This window comes from Larkinella arboricola, assembly GCF_003259745.1.
In the GTDB taxonomy this organism is placed as follows: domain Bacteria; phylum Bacteroidota; class Bacteroidia; order Cytophagales; family Spirosomataceae; genus Larkinella; species Larkinella arboricola.
Window position 1 is genome coordinate 288,026 of sequence record NZ_QLMC01000004.1, and the last position, 18,091, is coordinate 306,116.

Sequence of the window (18,091 nt, forward strand, 5' to 3'; positions counted from 1 at the left end):
ATACCGTACACTTCAATTAACTAGCTTACCGAATGAGCCGTTTTACCGGACTAATTGGCATTGTTCTGATTTTGGGCATTGCGTATGCCATGTCAAATAACCGCAAGGCAATTAATTATCGAACCGTAGGAGTAGGGCTGTCGCTTCAGTTTGGGCTGGCTGTATTCATTCTGAAAACAGACATTGGGCAGCACGTTTTCCAGACATTGGGTCAGTGGGTCGACCGGCTGCTGCAAAAGTCGGTCAAGGGCGCCGAATTTGTGTTTGCACCCTTGGTCAATCGGGAGGCTCTCACGCGGGCTTTCGGTCCCGAAAACGGCTTTATCTTCTTCTTTCAGGTCATTCCGACGATTATCTTCGTGGCGGTTCTGGTCAATATTTTCTACCATCTGGGCATCATGCAGCGCGTGGTCGCGGTGCTGGCCCGGTTTATGAAATGGTTGATGGGGGTGAGTGGAGCGGAGGCTTTATCAAACGTGTCAAGCACATTTGTTGGCCAGGTCGAAGCGCAGATCATGATCAAGCCGTATCTGAAAACCATGACCAATTCGGAATTGCTGGCTTCAATGACGGGCAGTTTTGCCTGCATCGCGGGCGGGGTGATGGCGGTTTATATTTCGTTGGGTGTTCCGGCGCCTTACCTGCTGGCGGCCAGTTTGATGGCGGCTCCGGGCGCGCTGGTTATCAGCAAGATTGTGTTCCCCGAAACGGAAGTGTCCGAAACCCAGGGAACCGTTAAACTGGAGATCAAGAAGCCTTATGCCAACCTGCTGGATGCCATTGCGGCCGGTGCCAGTGAAGGACTGAAAGTGGGCTTTAACGTGGTGGCCATGCTGATCGGTTTCATTGCGCTGATCGCCCTGATCGATAGCCTCTTATTCTGGATTGGTTTTTACATCTTCGGTTTTCCGAACTTAAGCCTGAACTTTATGCTGGGCAACGTTTTTTCCATTTTTGCGTGGGCGATGGGCGTACCGAGTCAGGACATTCAATCCGCTGGTGCGCTGATGGGAACTAAGATGGTGGTCAATGAGTTTGTCGCCTACCTTGAATTGGTAAAAATCAAGCAGACGCTTGATCCTAAAACCATTGCCATCACCAGCTTTGCCCTCTGCGGTTTTGCCAATTTTTCTTCCATCGCCATTCAGGTTGGCGGTATTGGTGAACTGGTGCCTTCTCGCCGGAGTGATCTGGCTAAATTAGGTTTCAAGGCGCTGATTTGCGGAACATTAGCGTCCTATATGTCGGCCACTCTGGCCGGTCTGCTGCTATAAATCGGGTATAATCCATCACAGCGCTAAGCGGAGTTTGAATCAACTGACTCCCATTTAGCGCTGTGATTGGACCTTAATTCATTTATACTGAACTCTTTTCGCTCCTATACGTTGTTTTAGTATAGGCATACTAATCAAGTCTAATTCAAAATTTCGCCCTGCTGCTGACCGATCTAGCGCGGTGGATGAAAAGTTTTTAGTTCAGCACGAAATTGTAATGATCGGAGAAAAACCAGCATATAATTATAAATATAGCCTATTCCTGGAATGGAATTTGCATATTTCCGATATATGTGCTTAATTTTGAAATATAAAGGATACAATTTCAAATGAGTAAACGGAGAAAAAGCTTCTTTCTGCACCGCTTATTCTGCTGGCTAATGGCGCTGCATATCATCAACATCAGTGTTGATGTGCCTGAGCACTATTCGCCCAGAAGGCTTCATGGTGCTAGCAAAGCAGACTTATCCGTCAACAAAATTGAGAGTATCGGTGAGCTGGTTCTGGAGGAGTGGCTGGGCATTTTTGATGCCTGCCCGGAACAGGATGAATCCGATAAGGATTCTGACGTCCTTAACATTGAACACGACTATTTTTCTGCCCCGCTTTTCTCATTTTCACTACAGCCAGCAAGCTGGCATCTGATTACAAGGCCGATAAGGCTCTCTTTTCTTCGTGTGTTTTCGCACGTCCTGGAGATAACGTCACCTCCACCCCAGCAATAAAAGCGCTTCGCTTCGGCGAAATGGTTATATCCTACAACCCGGTTACAATCCTACATTGAATTTACAGGGCAGACATCCAGCCGGATGTGCTGCGTCATGACTATACCTAATACGCTTAACAGGAAATCATACACAACCATGAAAGGATACATCATTGTAAGTGCCTTGGCTATCAGTAGCTTGATGTTCGGTTGTTCGTCAGAAACAACTGAGGAAAAAGGCGAAGCTGAGAAGCTGACCTTACCTATTTTTGAAGTAACCCGGCAGTCGACGACGCTACAACGGGAGTATGCCAGCAACGTCGAAGCCGTTCGGAATGTAGAACTGCGGGCCCGCATTGGGGGCTATCTCGATAAAATATATGTTGATGAAGGACAGCAGGTTACCAAAGGGCAGTTGCTGTTCCAAATTCATCAGGCTGAATATCAGTCTGAACTGGCCAGGGCTAAAGCCAACCTGAAAAGTGCGATGGCTGAAGCCAAAACCGCCGAAGTTGAACTGGGTCGGGTGAAGCTGCTGGTCGATAAAAAAGTAATTTCACCCTCCGAACTGGAACTGGCGAAATCGAAGCTGGAAGGTGCCAGAGCCGCTATTGAAGAAGCCCAGTCGGCTGAACAGAATGCTTCCCTGCGGTTATCGCAGGCCAGCGTTCGGGCGCCATTCGACGGGGTGATTAACCGGATTCCGTTTAAAATGGGTAGTCTGATCGAAGAAGGCTCTCTGCTCACGACGGTTTCGGATATTCGGGAGGTTTACGCTTACTTCCACGTTTCGGAAAAAGAATACCTCGAATACATCAAGAAAGCCAAAACGCGGCCTAACCAGGCTGGCCAGGAAGTAGATCTGCTGCTGGCCGACAACACGCCGTACGGGCAACCGGGAAAAATCGAAACCATGGAAAGTGTGTTTGACGATGGTTCCGGTACGATTGCTTTCCGCGCCCGCTTTCCGAATCCCAACAAGGTTCTCAAACACGGTGCTACGGGAAAAATCCGCCTGAAAAACGAAGTGGATAACGCCGTGCTGGTTCCGCAAAAAGCCGTCTTCGAAATTCAGGATAAGAACTACGTCTATGTAGTCGATGCGGCTAATAAAGTGAAGATGCGCAGCTTTGTGCCCCAGAGCCGTCTGGCGCAGTTTTACCTCGTCAAGTCAGGGCTCGAACCGGGCGAAAAGGTAGTCTACGAAGGCATCCAGAACATCCGGGAAGGGATGCAAATTGTTCCCCAGGAAATGTCGAGCGACAGTCTGCTAACGCTTATTCCCGGACAACCGGATATGCAGGGGGTTACCAATTAAGGTAGCCTATTCATCTACTAATCCATTCTACCATACGAAGCAACCTTTCGGCGCGGCAGCGATCTGAAGGGTTGGTCTCGTATTATGTAGGCTTACTAACCGTAAATTATGTTTAATACCTTCATAAAACGGCCTCTACTCTCCGCCGTAATCTCGGTATTGATTACGTTGCTGGGTTTACTGGCGCTCATGAATCTTCCCGTTACGCAGTTCCCCGACATCGTTCCGCCATCGGTTACCGTCACGGCCATGTATACGGGAGCGAATGCGCAGGTGAGTACGAAAGCCGTGGCCATGCCGATTGAGCGGGCCATCAACGGTGTGCCAAATATGACGTACATGACGTCTATTTCGGGGAATGACGGTTCAACGTTGATACAAGTTTTTTTTGAAGTTGGTACGGACCCCGATCTGGCGGCTGTAAACGTGCAGAACCGTGTAACAACCGTCTTGGATGAGTTACCCGAGGAGGTAATCAAAGCCGGGGTAACTACTGAAAAAGAAGTGAATAGTATGCTGCTGTATCTCAACCTGATCAGCAGCGATACGACGGCGGACGAGAAGTTTATTTACAACTTTGCAGATATCAATATTTTCCCGGAACTGAAGCGGATCGACGGGGTTGGCTTCGTTGACATTCTGGGTGCCCGGGAATATTCCATGCGGGTGTGGCTCAAACCCGACCGGATGACGGCTTATGAAGTATCGCCGGACGATGTAATTAATGCAATCCGTAGGCAAAATGTCGAAGCCGCGCCCGGAAAAGCCGGTGAAAGCTCCGACCGCGACGCCCAGGTGTTGCAGTACGTTCTGCGGTATACCGGTAAATTTTTTGACCCGGCTCAGTACGAGAATCTGGTTCTCCGTACCGAAAAAGACGGTTCACTGCTCCGGCTGAAAGACATTGCGGATGTAGAATTCGGATCGCTGGATTACAGTATTTTGTCTAAAAACGACGGAAAGCCCTCGGCGGCTATCATGCTGAAGCAGCGGCCCGGTTCCAATGCGCAGGAAGTGATTAACAACGTGAAGGCAAAAATGGCCGAGCTGCAGGAAACGACCTTTCCGCCCGGTATGACCTATAACTTTGCCTACGACGTTTCGCGCTTCCTGGATGCGTCGATTCACGAAGTGGTCCGGACCCTGTTCGAAGCATTTATCCTCGTGTTTATCGTGGTGTTCCTCTTCCTGCAAGACTGGCGTTCCACGCTGATTTGTGCGCTGGCCGTGCCGGTGGCGCTGGTCGGAACGTTTGCGTTCATGCAGGTAATCGGGTTCTCCATCAACCTGTTGACGCTGTTTGCGTTAGTACTTGCCATCGGGATTGTCGTCGATAATGCGATTGTGGTCGTGGAGGCCGTACACGCCAAAATGACCGAAGAGCATCTGTCTCCGCGGGCGGCTACGTTTGCGGCCATGAAAGAAATCAGCGGGGCCATTGTTGCCATTACGCTCGTGATGTCGGCTGTATTTATTCCGGTGGCTTTCCTGTCGGGGCCGGTTGGTATCTTCTACCGGCAGTTCTCGCTGACCCTCGCCATTTCCATTGTGATTTCGGGGATTAACGCCGTCACGCTGACGCCGGCTTTGTGTGCGCTGCTGCTGCGGCCCGTTCACGGTGAGCAAACCGGCTGGCTTGGGCGGTTTTTTACCAAATTCAATCGCGGTTACGATGCGCTGGCCCGGAAATACATGGGCGGGGTGCGGCCTTTCGTAAACCGGGGTGTGGTTACCTGGGGCGTTCTGTTACTGTTTGTGGCGGCAACCTGGGGCGTCAATACTGTACTGCCCGCTGGTTTTATTCCGACGGAGGATCAGGGGATGATTTATGTGAACGTGACCACGCCGGTTGGTGCTACCGTAGAACGGACGGAGGAGGTGATGGACATGGTACAGCAGGCGGCTTCTACCCTGGAGTCGGTGGAAAACGTTTCGACACTGGCGGGATTGAGCCTTATGACCGACGGAGCCGGTGCTTCGTACGGGATGGGGATGATTAACCTCAAAAGCTGGGACCAGCGGAAGGAAACCGTGGATGACGTGATTGCGATTCTGGCCGAAAAAACCAAGCACATCAACGACGCCAGCATTCAGTTCTTCTCGCCCCCGACCGTGCCCGGTTTTGGTAACTCCAGTGGTTTCGAGATTCGTTTGCTGGATAAAACCCGCAGCGATGACCTACAAAACACGAAAAAGGTAGCTGATAACTTTATTGCAGAACTGGAAAAACGGCCGGAGATCAGCCGGGTATTTACGAGTTTTGACCCTAGCTTCCCGCAATACCTGCTCCATGTCGATCAGGACAAAGCCGCTCAGAAGGGCGTTTCCATCGACAACGCCATGAGTACGCTTCAGACGATGATGGGAAGCTTTTATGCGTCTAACTTTATCCGGTTCAACCAGATGTATAAAGTGATGGTGCAGGCGGCTCCGAGCTACCGCGCCAAACCGGAAGACGTACTGAACATGCGGGTGAAGAACGATCAGGGCGAAATGGTTCCGTATTCCAACTTCGTGACGCTGGAACGGGTGTATGGACCGGAGCAGTTGACCCGCTATAATATGTTTACGTCCGCCATGATCAACGGGGAAGCCGCTCCCGGTTACAGCTCCGGGGATGCCATCAGAGCCATTCAGGAAGTGGCAGAAGAAAAGCTGCCGCGTGGTTTCTCATTTGAGTGGTCGGGGATGACGCGGGAGGAAGTTCTTTCGGGCGACCAGGCCGTCTGGATTTTCGTGATCTGTCTTGTTTTCGTGTACCTGCTGCTGGTGGCGCAGTATGAAAGTCTGTTCCTGCCGATGGCGGTATTGCTGTCGCTGCCTGCCGGGATTTTCGGGTCGTTCCTCTGCTTGAAGCTGGCCGGTTTGCAGAACAACATCTACGCGCAGGTATCGCTTGTCATGCTGATCGGGTTGCTGGGTAAAAACGCCATCCTGATCGTAGAGTTTGCCAACCAGAAGCAGCAGGAGGGCATGTCCATTCTGAAAGCAGCTATGGAAGGGGCGTTGTCGCGTCTGCGTCCGATCCTGATGACCTCTTTCGCCTTCATCGCCGGTCTGATTCCGCTCTGTATTGCGTCCGGTGCCGGTGCCCTGGGAAACCGTTCGATTGGTACGGCAGCCGCGGGTGGGATGTTTATCGGAACGCTGTTCGGGCTGTTCCTGATTCCCGGTCTATACGTGGTGTTTGCCAAACTGGCGCAGAAGCTACAATCCAAATCGCCCAAAGACGATGAGTCTGAACGGGCTCCGGTATTCACTCAAAATCACGAAAATGGTACGACAGTTCATTCATAAAATTAATCCCGTTAACGTTCTCTGGTATTGTGTTCCGCTTTTATTGTTGAGTAGTTGCCGGGTTTCGGAGCCGATCCGATTACCGGCCACTACACCCGTACCCACATCGTTTACGGGAAGCACCGATTCCACTTCCATTGGTAACCTGGATTGGAAAGGTTTTTTTGCAGACCCCGATCTGGAAAGTTTGATTGACACGGCTTTGGCCCGGAATCCGGATTTGCAGATTGCCACGCAGCGGATTGAAGTGGCGCGGGCCAACTTCGAGTTCACGCGCGGAGCATTGATGCCATCGGTCAATGCCGTGGGCGCTGCTGGAGTGGATCGGTATGGACGGTATACGCTGAACGGTGTGGGAAACTACGATACAAACCTGTCGCCGAATATTGACGGTAAGCAGCGCATTCCGGATGCAACGCCTGAATATTTCCTCGGTTTCCGGAGCAATTGGGAAATCGACCTGTGGGGCAAGTTACGCAACCGCAAGCGGGCGGCTTACATCCGCTTTCTGGCGTCCGAGAAAGGCCGTCACCTGATTACTACGTCGCTCATTTCGGAGGTGGCCCGTCAGTATTACAGCCTGCTGGGGCTGGATAGCGAACTGGCCATCATTCGGGAAAACGCCGAACTGCAACAACGGGCTGTTGAATTGGTGGCTGTGCAGAAAGCCGCCGGACGTGTGACCGAACTGGCAGTACAGCAGTTCAACGCGCAGTTGATCAACACGCGGAGCCTGGAAGCGCAGGTGCAGCAGCAGATTGTGGAAACGGAGAATCAGTTGAATCAGCTTCTCGGCCGGTTTCCGCAGCCGATTCCGCGCAGCAAAACCCTCACAGACCAGGCGCTACCGGCTCAGGTTTCGGCGGGTGTGCCGAGTCAGATGCTGCGTCGCCGACCGGATATTCAACAGGCCGAACTGGCGATGCAGGCCGCTAATATCGACATTGATGTAGCGCGTGCGGAGTTTTTGCCTTCGCTGAATTTAACGCCGTACATCGGTTTGAACTCGTTCCGGGCGTCGGTTCTGCTTGATCCGGCTTCGTTGGCCCTGGGTGCTTTAGGAAGTTTGTCGGCCCCGGTTTTCAACCGTCGGTATATCAAATCGAACTATAATCTATCCATCGCCCAGAGCCGGGAAGCCTTTTATAACTACCGGAAAACCGTACTGACCGGCTTTAGCGAGGTGATGACCAGTTTGCGCGGGATTGAAAACTACCGGAAAGTGGCCGACCTGCAAACGCAGGAAGTCGCCGTGCTGAATCAGGCGGCAACCATTTCCGATGAGCTTTTTGCGACGGGTTATGCTAACTACCTGGAGGTAATCACGGCGCAACGGAGTGTGCTGACGGCCGAATTGTCACTTATTAATACCAAACGGGCACAGTTCCTTTCCCTTATCGACCTCTACCGGGCGTTAGGGGGCGGCTGGCAGTAATTGGGGTTCTTACACAGAGTTTATCGGAGGGAATTAGCGGTTATCAGAGAAACACTGATTAACTTTGATATCCTCTGATAAACTCTGTGTAATACTATTGACCCGCATCGGCCTGCTTTCTGACACCCACGGTTTTTTAGACCCGCAATTCTTCACGCATTTTGCCCAGTGCGACGAAATCTGGCATGCCGGAGACATCGGTTCGCTGGAAATTATCGATCAACTACGGGCTTTCAAACCGCTACGGGCTGTTTATGGAAACATCGATAATGCGCAGATTGTACAGGAATGTCCCGAGCATCAGCGCTTTGAACTTGAAGGGCTCTCCGTCTGGATGACGCACATTGGAGGGACGCCACCCCGGTATAATCCTATTGTCCGGCCCAGTTTGTTACTAAATCCTCCGGATATTTTTGTTTGCGGTCATTCGCATATCTTAAAAGTAACCAGAGATCTAAAAATGAATAATTTGTTGTTTATCAATCCTGGAGCGTGCGGTAAACACGGTTTTCATCGGGTCCGTACGGGAATACGGTTCGCCCTGGATGCAGGACGGATTACGAATATGGAAGTGCTTGAATTGGGGAGCCGGTAGGGAGTTATCAGAAAAAAATACTATATTGGCCACCGTTTTACCTGGATTAAGCGGTAATCAATGAAAATTGCAGTTTGGCATAACCTGCGGAGCGGGGGAGGAAGTCGGGCTTTACACCAGCACATCAAGGGGCTGGCCCAACGCGGTCATACCATCGAAGTGTGGACGTCGTCGATCGCGGATAGTCAGTTTCTGGATGTAGATCAATACGTGACCAAAACGCACGTATTGCCGTTGTCGATGGATATTCGGATTCGCGACGAATACCGGGATAAAATCTGGGCGGTCAAGTTTGAACCCGAAACCCGCATCCGGCGGATGCTCGAGTTTTGCCGCCAATGTGCCGAACAGATTAATGAGGGCGGTTTCGATGTGTTGTTTGCCAACTCCTGCATCATCTTCTCCATGCCCTACATCGGGCGGTTTATCAACATTCCGAAAGCACTGTACTTGGGTGAACCCAATCGCACGCTGTTCGAATCGTCGCCCGAACTGATCTGGGAGGGGCTGCCGGCTGCCAATGGCAACTGGAAAAAAGCCGACTACCGGAGCCAATACTGGGATGATATTTTCAAGATTCGTCAGGCGCGGGTACGGGTGCGTGAAGAAATCGAGAATTACCGGAACTACGACAAAGTACTGGTCAACTCGTATTTCAGCAACGAAAACCTGCTCCGGGCCTACGGCGGGGCGGGTGAAGTCTGCTATCTGGGCATTGATTCCGCTCTGTTTCCGTTTCTGGATTTACCCCGCGAACCGTTTGTGATGGGGTTAGGCGCCTTTTTTCAGCATAAACGGCCGGATATGGCCATCGAGTCGCTGGCCCTGATTCCGGAAAGCATTCGGCCTAAACTCGTGTGGGTGGGCGATATGGGGGATAAGGCGTACGTTGATAAATTAAGAAATTTAAGCCAGGAACGGGGGGTAAATTTTGAGCCGCGCGAAAAAATACCGCACAAAGAACTGGTCCGGCTTCTCAATACCGCTTCCTGTCTGCTCTATACTTCAACACTGGAACCCTTTGGTTTGGCACCACTGGAAGCCAATGCCTGCGGACTGCCGGTAGTGGCGGTAGCCGAGGGCGGTGTTCGGGAAACCATTATTGATAATTACAACGGTCTGTTGGTCAATCGGAAACCCGAGGAAATGGCAAAAGCCGTCGAACGGGTGCTAACGGATCAGGCGCTGGCCGACCGGCTTTCGCGCAATGCTCGGCGGGTAGTTCAGGAAAAGTGGACGTTTGAAAAATCCATCGACCGAATCGAGGATGCTCTGATGAGCACCATCGGGCAGGAAAAAGTTATTGTTTGATCGATTTAAAACAAAATGCCCCGACTTCTGATCGGGGCATTTTTATGATAATACTCTTTGTGCGAGGTAGCTACTTATAACGGTATTTGCTCGAAAACCACGGCCGGTTGTTCGGCATCCTTGAATGCCTTGCGTGGGCGGATATTCAGCGTCTGGAACAATTGGCGGTCCATATCTTCTTCCGGATTCGGCGTCGTGAGTAGTTTATCACCCGCGAAAATGGAATTGGCGCCGGCCAGGAAGCAAAGCGCCTGCTCTTCGACATTCATCCGGACCCGGCCTGCCGATAGCCGGACCATCGCTTTTGGCATGATGATCCGCGCGGTAGCAATCATCCGCACCATTTCCCAAACCGACACCCGGGGCTGTTCTTCCAGGGGCGTGCCTTCCACGGGCACCAGCGCGTTGACGGGCACCGATTCCGGGTGTTCGGGCAAATTCGACAGTGTATACAACATACCGATACGGTCCTGATGCGATTCGCCCATGCCGATGATCCCGCCCGAACAAACCGATATACCAGCCTGCCGCACGTGACCCAGCGTATCCAGCCGGTCGTCGTAGGTACGAGTCGAGATAATATCCCCGTAGTATTCCTCGCTGGTATCGAGGTTATGATTATAGGCGTACAGACCGGCATTTTTCAGTTTTTCGGCCTGGCTTTCGGTTAGCATTCCGAGGGTGCAGCAGACTTCCATACCCATCTGATTAACCCCTTTTACCATTTCCAGAACCTTGTCAAAATCGCGGTTATCGCGCACTTCGCGCCAGGCGGCTCCCATGCAAAACCGTGTGCTGCCGGATTCCTTGGCCCGGTAAGCGGCCGACAGAACTTCGTCCACTTCCATTAGTTTGTGAACTTTTACATTCGTATGGTAGCGAGCGGCTTGCGGGCAATAGGCGCAGTCTTCGGGACAACCCCCGGTTTTCACTGACAACAGCGTACAAACCTGTACTTCCTGCGGATCGTGGTGCTGGCGGTGAACGGTGGCTGCGCGATAGATGAGATCCAGAACGGGGGAGTTATAAATGGCAGCGATTTCCTCGCGGGTCCAGTCATTGCGTACGTCAGTCATATCAATCAGTCTATAGCGTAATTCACGGTAAGAAAATCAAATATAGGGCAGTTTGAGTAATTTTTGCGCTTTTACAACCAGGTAGAGCAAATAACCGATGATAAAAAGCTCCATGCCGTAGTCCAGCATATAATCCGGCCGACTCAGAATTTCGCTCACCGATTGGTAATACGGTTGCCCGATTCGCCACCAGAAAGAGGGATGAACGGCGGCCAGTATATTGAACAGGACGAGCAAAACCAGCGCGGTCCGGTTCCGAAAATCAAGCATCTGAACTACCAGCGGCAGCATGAACAGGTAGGCGTAATTGGCGATGGCATTTTTCTGTACCACCGTCATGATGCTGAAGGTTGCGATGTAGAACAACGGGAAATACGTTCGATAGTCGTGCTGACCGCGTAACCGCAGCGTCTGGATGCCCACCAGCAGACTGATGAGCAAACCCGCGTAGTTCCAGATCGATAACTCGAAATTGGTAAAGCCGGAAATCCAGGGGTGCAGAACCGATGCCCAGTTGGGGGCTTTCAGATAAGCGCCTTCCAGCAACGGTTGCTCAATAAACAGAACGCCGGTTTTGAGGTACAGAAAAACAAAAACCGGCAGCCCCAGCGTCGCCAGCCCTGCCATGAACGGAATCGGTCGGCGGCTCAACAGAAAGAACGGTAGTAAAACCAGGATAAAGACGGCCTTGGTTGAGAGTATGCCGAGTGCCAGCAGCAGCCCGCAGAGGTAATCGTTGTTATACCGTTTCAGGACGACAATGGCCAGCAGGGCAAAGATCCAGAGCATCACGTCCTCCTGTCCGCTCAGTACGGACATACAGAACGGAACCGGCAGCATCAGGTAAAACAGTGCCCGGAAAAGCCGTTCGCCCCGGCTTAACAAACCGTCGTAGGTACGGTAGGTGAGCCAGACCGCCAGAAACTCAATCAGCGTCAGAAACAGAACCAGCGCCTTCGTATTGTTCCAGAACAGCAGCGGAATGGCCATCCAGAAACCGTAAAAGGGCGAATACGGATTGACCACATCCCGGTACGGTACTTCCAGGGCCTTGGCTGATAAGCCGATGGGATAATAATAATTGGCGACATCGGACTGGGGCGTAAAACCGAACACCAGATAAATGCCCACGAAAGGAATCAGCCGTAGCACCACCCAGAAAATCAGCAGCCAGGGCCGTCGGCTTTGGTCCAGAAACGAGGCAATGACCGGGCGCCGAAACGCCATCAACAGCGCCAAAGCCCCCAGCAAAACCGACACAACTGCCTTCGAAAGAACTATAAACATGCTAGAGACAGCGAAAATGGACAATCACGATTAGGATACCGAAGAACTGCCTGCACGCTGCGACGGAATCGAATAGGCTGGGCTCGCGGTCCGATCGAGCATTTTTAAGTGAAGATACGTCTTCCAGACCAATACAATCAACAGGGCCACTTCCACAACCTGAATAACGTAATCGGCGGCTGTAACGGACGAAGCGAAAACGGCTTGCCAGTCGTCGTAGTTTTTCATGCCGATGTAAATCACCCAGGTAATCGGCTGAATGACCAGCAGGAAGTTAAGCAGGATGAGCTGAAAACCAAAAGCGCGGTCTTCGCTTCTCATTACCTCAAACAGCACCACAATCATGTGCAAATAGAGATAAAAGCCCGGCGCGCTGGGTTGCACCAGCATAAAAATGCCGAAGGTGAGCACAAACAGCGTCGGGAAAAGCCGTTGGTAGCCCAGGTGTTTGTACCGGATGGCCGCCCACGACGACAGGGCCATGGTGATAAACAGGCTGATGGTATTGAGGTTCGTCAGGCTGATCTGGTTGTATAAGCCGCTGAGAATCGGGCGCGTAACGCTGACAAGGTTGGGCGTCATGTGGTAGCCGGAGTGTTGCAGCGGCATCAAAAAGGCGTCACCCATCAGCAGATACAGAATGACAATCGACGGAATACCGACGAGGGCCAGCCCCAGAACGTATTTAAACTTGTTATCGACCAGAAAAAACATCGGAATCAGCAGCACAATGACCATGCTTTTGATCAGAATCATCGATAAGCCCCAGATCACCCCGATCCAGAGACTGCTTTGCTGACGGCTGGCGTAGTGGAGCGTAATCAGCCCGACCCCCCAGAACCAGATGTCTTCTTCACTGCTCAGTACCATAGCGACGAAGGTCATGGGCAGCACAAAATACAGGGCCGCCACCAGCAGGGCATCCGGCCGAACCGCGCGGTAATACCGCCAGGTAGCCCAGACAATGACAAATTCGAAGATGGCCATGAACGGGATCAGAATCTTGGCGTTGTTCCACAAAAAGAGCGGCAGGCTGATCAGATAACCAAACAACGGCGCGTGGTAGGAGAGAAAATCCCGGTAGACCATTTTGCCCTGGTAGGCCGCAAATGCTTTCTTATAGAAAAATTCGGTATCGCTGCGGGGCGCAAAGTCCAGGACGAGGTAAACCAGAATAAAGGGAAGAATTCGGAAAAAAATAAAAAATCCCCAGAGTGTCAAAGCCGGTCGGGGATTCAGCAAGCGTTGGAATGGAGCGGGAAATCGGATCAGCAGCCAGCTAAAAATGGCAAGTAGCAACGACACGGCTACTTTGACGATTGAAACCGTATCCTCAAAAAAGTTCATGTAGGCAGGTGCAGTTTGATTTTAGGGTAAAGTTCGGTAAACCCGCGGTAGCTACCAAATTTTAGAAATGATCGTCTGCTGGGGAGAGGTGTGGTTTCGCGGAGTTAAGCGGAGGAAATAGAGCTTAGCAGAGACTCCGCTTACCTCCGCGACACAAACCCTTTTACCGGCATTCCGTCTTTAAGACCTTGTATTCAAAACCGCCTGAAGGATCTTTTAAAATCCAGCGCCCTTGCTGTTCTACCCGTTCGCCTTCCCGCCAGGTGACGGCATCCCCCGCCAGCGTGAACGTAATTTCGTAGGGTTGCGTGACGCCTTCGCCCGTACGCTGCCAGTTTGCCCGGATTTGGTTGTCTGCCAGCGTTCCGCTGATTGGCCCGCGCGCCCGGTCTTTTTCGTACGGCAAAACCGCCAGTTCGCCCGTTACGTCCGAGCCGTTGACGACAAGCCGGAGCGTGGTGGTATCGCGCCCCGTTACCTGCTGGTAGCAAACCGTATCCGGGGATGTTGCAGCGGCTTCCGTGGTTGGGGTGTCGGTTTGTTTAGAACCACTATTGCAACTACTGAACACCGTTAGGAGCGCGCTGAAGAAAAGATAAAATCGCATTGGGTGGACGGATTGGTGAAGTGTAAAACTAGTTAATCAAACGGAACCGTTTTGCTTTTACCGCCGGATTCCCGTTAGTTTGCGGTGTTGTTCTTTGTTTTCCGTCAAACAGGCTACGGTTTCCCCAAGAGTGTTGGGGGATGAAAAAGGAATCGTGTGAGAATCACGAGCAGACGTTGCTACTGTCAGTGACCATTTAGAAAAGGGTTTGCCCTCGATGTCCATTGTTCCGCCAGCGGTTCGCCGTTGCGACGGGATGAGAAGGACGGCAAATACTGTCACAAGCCAGGAGACTTGCCTTAGCCTACTTGATCAAGCCCACACGCTTCTGGGTTCCATCAAACTTGACTTCTTCTTTATTTCCTGCCTTTCAAAAAGGCCGGGTGAGGTGTGTCATGGGTGTTGGTTTTCGCAGCGTGCGGGTGCAGGGAGTTCGGCAAAGAACTCGGTACCATTATTTAACCAACATTCCAAAAATGGTCGCACACAACCTCGGCTATCCACGAATCGGTAGCCACCGCGAACTCAAAAAGGCCAGTGAACAGTACTGGGCCGGAAAAATTTCCCACGATCAACTGCTCGAAGCCGGGCAGCGCATTCGGCGCGACAACTGGCTGACGCAGCAACAGGCCGGAATCTCGATTATTCCGTGCAACGATTTTTCGTTTTACGACCAGATGCTCGACTGGTCGCTGACGGTCAACGCCATTCCGGAGCGGTTTTGGCCCCTCGCCGAAAAACCGGACGCGGCCGAACTGGACCTGTATTTTGCCATGGCGCGCGGCTACCAGAAAGATGGTCTGGACCTGATTGCGATGGAAATGACCAAGTGGTTCGATACCAATTACCACTACATCGTTCCGGAATTTACCAAAGATCAAACGTTCTCGCTCCGTTCCGAAAAGCTTTTTGCGGAATTTGAAGAGGCTAAAACCGTGCTGGGCGCCGTGCCGAAGCCGGTGTTGCTCGGGCCGGTGACGTATCTGCTGCTGGGCAAGGAAAAAGAAGACGGTTTTCACCGGCTGGATCTGCTGGACCGCCTGCTGCCGGTTTACGAACAGATTCTGACCCGTTTGCAGGAACAGGACGCCGACTGGATTCAACTGGACGAACCCGCTCTGGTGCTGAATTCGCCAGAACGCGAACAGGTGGCCTACGCTACGGCCTACCGGTTTTTGCGCGAACGGTTTCCAAAACTGAAACTGCTGGTCGCGTCGTATTTTGAGTGTTTTGGCGAAAACCTGCACCTGGCAACGCAGTTGCCTGTAAACGCCCTGCACCTGGATCTGGTCCGTTGTCCGAGCCAGTTGGATGATATTCTGAAAACGGATTTTGTTAACGGTACCACGGCCCTATCGCTGGGCGTAGTCGATGGCCGGAACGTGTGGATCAATGATTTAAGCCGTTCGCTGGATCTGATCCGGAAAGCCACCGACGCACTGGGTCACGACCGCGTACTGGTGGCGCCTTCGTGTTCGTTGCTGCATACACCCTGCGATCTGGACTTGGAAACCGACGCCAGCGGTTTAACGCCCGAAATCAAACAATGGCTGGCGTTTGCCAAACAAAAACTGGCCGAAGTGGTCAAACTGGCGACGATTTCCGCCGACCCCAACAGTGAACCGGCGCAAACCTGGCTCCGCGAAAACAAAGCCGTGCTGACCGCCCGCCGACAATCCACACTCATCAATCGCCCGGACGTTCAGCAACGGGTAAACCAACTCACCGACGCCGATACGCATCGTCAGGGCGCTTTCGCTCTACGACAATCCCTGCAACACCAGCGGCTGAATCTGCCACTTTTCCCGACCACAACGATTGGTTCGTTTCCGCAAACGGAAGACGTCCGGTTAAACCGGGCTAAATTCAAGAAAGGGGAGAAGACGCTGGAGCAATACGAAGCGTTTATTCGGGAAGAAACCGGGAAGGCCATTCGCTGGCAGGAGGAAATCGGGCTGGACGTGCTGGTACACGGCGAATTTGAGCGCAACGACATGGTCGAATATTTCGGCGAATTGCTCGACGGATTTGCCTTCAGCCAGAACGGCTGGGTGCAGAGCTACGGTTCGCGCTGCGTGAAACCGCCCATTATTTACGGCGATGTACACCGGCCCGAAGCCATGACTGTTCGCTGGACCGTGTTCGCGCAGTCGCTGACGGACAAACCCGTGAAAGGGATGCTGACCGGACCGGTGACGATTCTGCAATGGTCGTTTGTGCGCGACGATCAGCCTCGCCGGGACACGTGTATGCAGATTGCGCTCGCCATCCGGGATGAGGTGGTTGATCTGGAACGGGCCGGAATCCGCGTGATTCAGATTGACGAACCGGCCATTCGGGAAGGCTTGCCGCTGCGTCGTGAAAACTGGGCGGCTTACCTGGATTGGGCCGTGAAGGCGTTCCGGGTGTCGGCGTCGGGTGTGCAGGATGAAACGCAGATTCACACGCACATGTGCTACTCGGAGTTCAACGACATCATTCAGCCGATTGCCGACATGGATGCCGACGTAATCACCATCGAAACGTCGCGCTCGCAGATGGAGTTGCTCGACGCTTTTGTGCAATTCAATTATCCAAACGAAATTGGCCCCGGTGTTTACGACATTCATAGCCCGCGCGTGCCGACGAAAGAAGAGATGGTGGCGTTGTTAAATAAAGCCGCCGACGTGCTGCCAGTTCGGAACCTGTGGGTCAACCCCGACTGCGGGCTGAAAACCCGGCGGTGGCCCGAAACGGAGCAGGCGCTCAAAAACATGGTGCAGGCGGCCCAAACCGCCCGTCATCTGGTAACCGAAAACGTATAAAATAATCATTCCGGCCGGCCACGGTCGGCCGGAATTTGTTATAAACGTATGGAAACACAAGGCAGGAAACACGAAACTGTTGGTTGTCCGCGTTGCGGTATGGCTTTCGAATGCAAGGTTGGCAGCATCAACCAGTGCCAGTGCGTGGCGGTTCAACTCAGCGAAGAACAGCGAAATTACATACGTTCGCGGTTTGCCAATTGCCTGTGCGCCAACTGCCTGCGCGAAGTGCGGACCGAATACAATCAACTTGAACATCAAAAAAAGATGGAGAGGTTCAGGAATGCACACTGAAACCGCTCTACTTTTGACCCTATGGATTCACTCGAAGAAAGAATTAAACAAGCCGAAACCCGCGTTTTCAAAGCCGTTTTTCCGAATACTACCAACCATTACGACACACTTTTTGGCGGTACGGCCATGCAGATGATGGACGAAATTGCGTTCATCACGGCCACCCGGTTTACGCGCAAACGCGTCGTGACGGTTTCGTCAGACAAGATCAATTTTAACAAAGCGATACCGGCCGGAACCATCGTCGAACTGATCGGCAACGTGGCTCATATCGGCAATACCAGCATCAAAATCGACGTTGAGATTTTTGTTGAAGAAATGTACAGTGAACACCGCGAGCGGGCCGTTCATGGTTCGTTTACCTTCGTGGCCATTGATGAACACAAGAACCCGGTGAAGATTCTCTGATTATTTCCCGGCTCCCGATCCCACTGCTTCTTTGCTCATTTCGTTCCAGTGGGGCGGAGATGAGCATTTCATGCCAGGAAAGCGGTCAGGATTTTGCAGGTCAGTTTCTACAAAAAAACAGAACACCCGGCCATTCCGAACGAATCGGAATAACCGGGCGTATTCAAGCAGACCTCATGACGCGAACCGGTAACATCAGCGGTTCCCCTGTCGCTTCGTTATCATAGGTAGGTCGAGTCAAAGGCTTCTGTGCCAGATATACGAACCAGAAGGCCAAACGGTTGCGTAAGCGAAAAAGTTTTTTTGATGCGCTGCCGAAATCGCTAAACCGG

Annotated in this window: 14 protein-coding genes and 1 riboswitch; of the genes, 10 read left to right on the plus strand and 4 right to left on the minus strand. The window is 52.2% G+C overall.

Features of this window, described 5'->3' with window-relative positions; translation table 11 throughout:
- The first annotated feature begins 32 nt into the window (after positions 1 to 32).
- From LX87_RS16905 to LX87_RS16935, 7 genes are all read left to right on the plus strand, one after another.
- Positions 33 to 1,274 (plus strand): NupC/NupG family nucleoside CNT transporter, encoded by a 1,242-nt coding sequence (locus tag LX87_RS16905; protein WP_111629450.1) that lies wholly within the window; start codon positions 33 to 35, stop codon positions 1,272 to 1,274.
- Positions 1,275 to 1,654: 380 nt separating this feature from the next.
- Positions 1,655 to 1,999: a hypothetical protein gene (locus tag LX87_RS16910; RefSeq protein ID WP_111629451.1), complete on the plus strand. Its 345-nt coding sequence runs from the start codon at positions 1,655 to 1,657 to the stop codon at positions 1,997 to 1,999.
- A gap of 138 nt (positions 2,000 to 2,137) precedes the next feature.
- Positions 2,138 to 3,298 (plus strand): efflux RND transporter periplasmic adaptor subunit, encoded by a 1,161-nt coding sequence (locus LX87_RS16915; RefSeq protein WP_111629452.1) that lies wholly within the window; start codon positions 2,138 to 2,140, stop codon positions 3,296 to 3,298.
- Positions 3,299 to 3,406: 108 nt separating this feature from the next.
- Entirely contained in the window at positions 3,407 to 6,595 is a 3,189-nt protein-coding gene (locus tag LX87_RS16920; protein ID WP_111629453.1) for an efflux RND transporter permease subunit, read from the plus strand.
- Positions 6,573 to 8,030: a TolC family protein gene (locus tag LX87_RS16925; protein WP_111629454.1), complete on the plus strand. Its 1,458-nt coding sequence runs from the start codon at positions 6,573 to 6,575 to the stop codon at positions 8,028 to 8,030. The genes LX87_RS16920 and LX87_RS16925 overlap by 23 nt, the downstream gene beginning before the upstream one ends.
- Before the next feature lie 97 nt (positions 8,031 to 8,127).
- Positions 8,128 to 8,625 carry a metallophosphoesterase family protein gene (locus tag LX87_RS16930; RefSeq protein WP_111629455.1) on the plus strand — a complete coding sequence of 166 codons (498 nt, stop codon included), beginning with the start codon at positions 8,128 to 8,130 and terminating at the stop codon, positions 8,623 to 8,625.
- A 60-nt stretch (positions 8,626 to 8,685) separates the two neighbouring features.
- Positions 8,686 to 9,936, plus strand: a complete 1,251-nt coding sequence (locus tag LX87_RS16935) for a glycosyltransferase family 4 protein (protein WP_111629456.1) — start codon at positions 8,686 to 8,688, stop codon at positions 9,934 to 9,936.
- Positions 9,937 to 10,010: 74 nt separating this feature from the next.
- Here the strand turns inward: LX87_RS16935 and bioB are convergent, their stop codons facing one another.
- The 4 genes from bioB to LX87_RS16955 form a co-directional block, all read right to left on the minus strand.
- The gene (bioB, locus tag LX87_RS16940) at positions 10,011 to 11,012 is read right to left on the minus strand and encodes a biotin synthase BioB (RefSeq protein WP_111629457.1); all 1,002 of its coding nucleotides are present in this window, start codon (positions 11,010 to 11,012) and stop codon (positions 10,011 to 10,013) included.
- 36 nt (positions 11,013 to 11,048) lie between these two features.
- The gene (locus LX87_RS16945) at positions 11,049 to 12,299 is read right to left on the minus strand and encodes a hypothetical protein (protein WP_111629458.1); all 1,251 of its coding nucleotides are present in this window, start codon (positions 12,297 to 12,299) and stop codon (positions 11,049 to 11,051) included.
- 30 nt (positions 12,300 to 12,329) lie between these two features.
- Positions 12,330 to 13,646: a hypothetical protein gene (locus LX87_RS16950; RefSeq protein WP_211325322.1), complete on the minus strand. Its 1,317-nt coding sequence runs from the start codon at positions 13,644 to 13,646 to the stop codon at positions 12,330 to 12,332.
- A gap of 163 nt (positions 13,647 to 13,809) precedes the next feature.
- On the minus strand, positions 13,810 to 14,253 hold the full coding sequence (locus tag LX87_RS16955) for a hypothetical protein (protein WP_111629459.1): 444 nt from the start codon (positions 14,251 to 14,253) through the stop codon (positions 13,810 to 13,812).
- 99 nt (positions 14,254 to 14,352) lie between these two features.
- Positions 14,353 to 14,569: riboswitch (cobalamin riboswitch) on the plus strand.
- Positions 14,570 to 14,729: 160 nt separating this feature from the next.
- On the opposite strand from LX87_RS16955, the gene metE reads away from it, so the two are divergent.
- From metE to LX87_RS16970, 3 genes are read left to right on the plus strand one after another with little or no spacing between them, the layout of a single operon-like run.
- On the plus strand, positions 14,730 to 17,057 hold the full coding sequence (gene metE / locus LX87_RS16960) for a 5-methyltetrahydropteroyltriglutamate--homocysteine S-methyltransferase (protein ID WP_111629870.1): 2,328 nt from the start codon (positions 14,730 to 14,732) through the stop codon (positions 17,055 to 17,057).
- A gap of 48 nt (positions 17,058 to 17,105) precedes the next feature.
- A complete protein-coding gene (locus tag LX87_RS16965) occupies positions 17,106 to 17,351 on the plus strand; it encodes a cysteine-rich CWC family protein (RefSeq protein ID WP_111629460.1) in 246 nt (81 codons plus the stop codon).
- A 21-nt stretch (positions 17,352 to 17,372) separates the two neighbouring features.
- Positions 17,373 to 17,759, plus strand: coding sequence for an acyl-CoA thioesterase (locus LX87_RS16970; RefSeq protein WP_111629461.1), 387 nt, complete (start codon positions 17,373 to 17,375; stop codon positions 17,757 to 17,759).
- Positions 17,760 to 18,091: the final 332 nt, after the last annotated feature.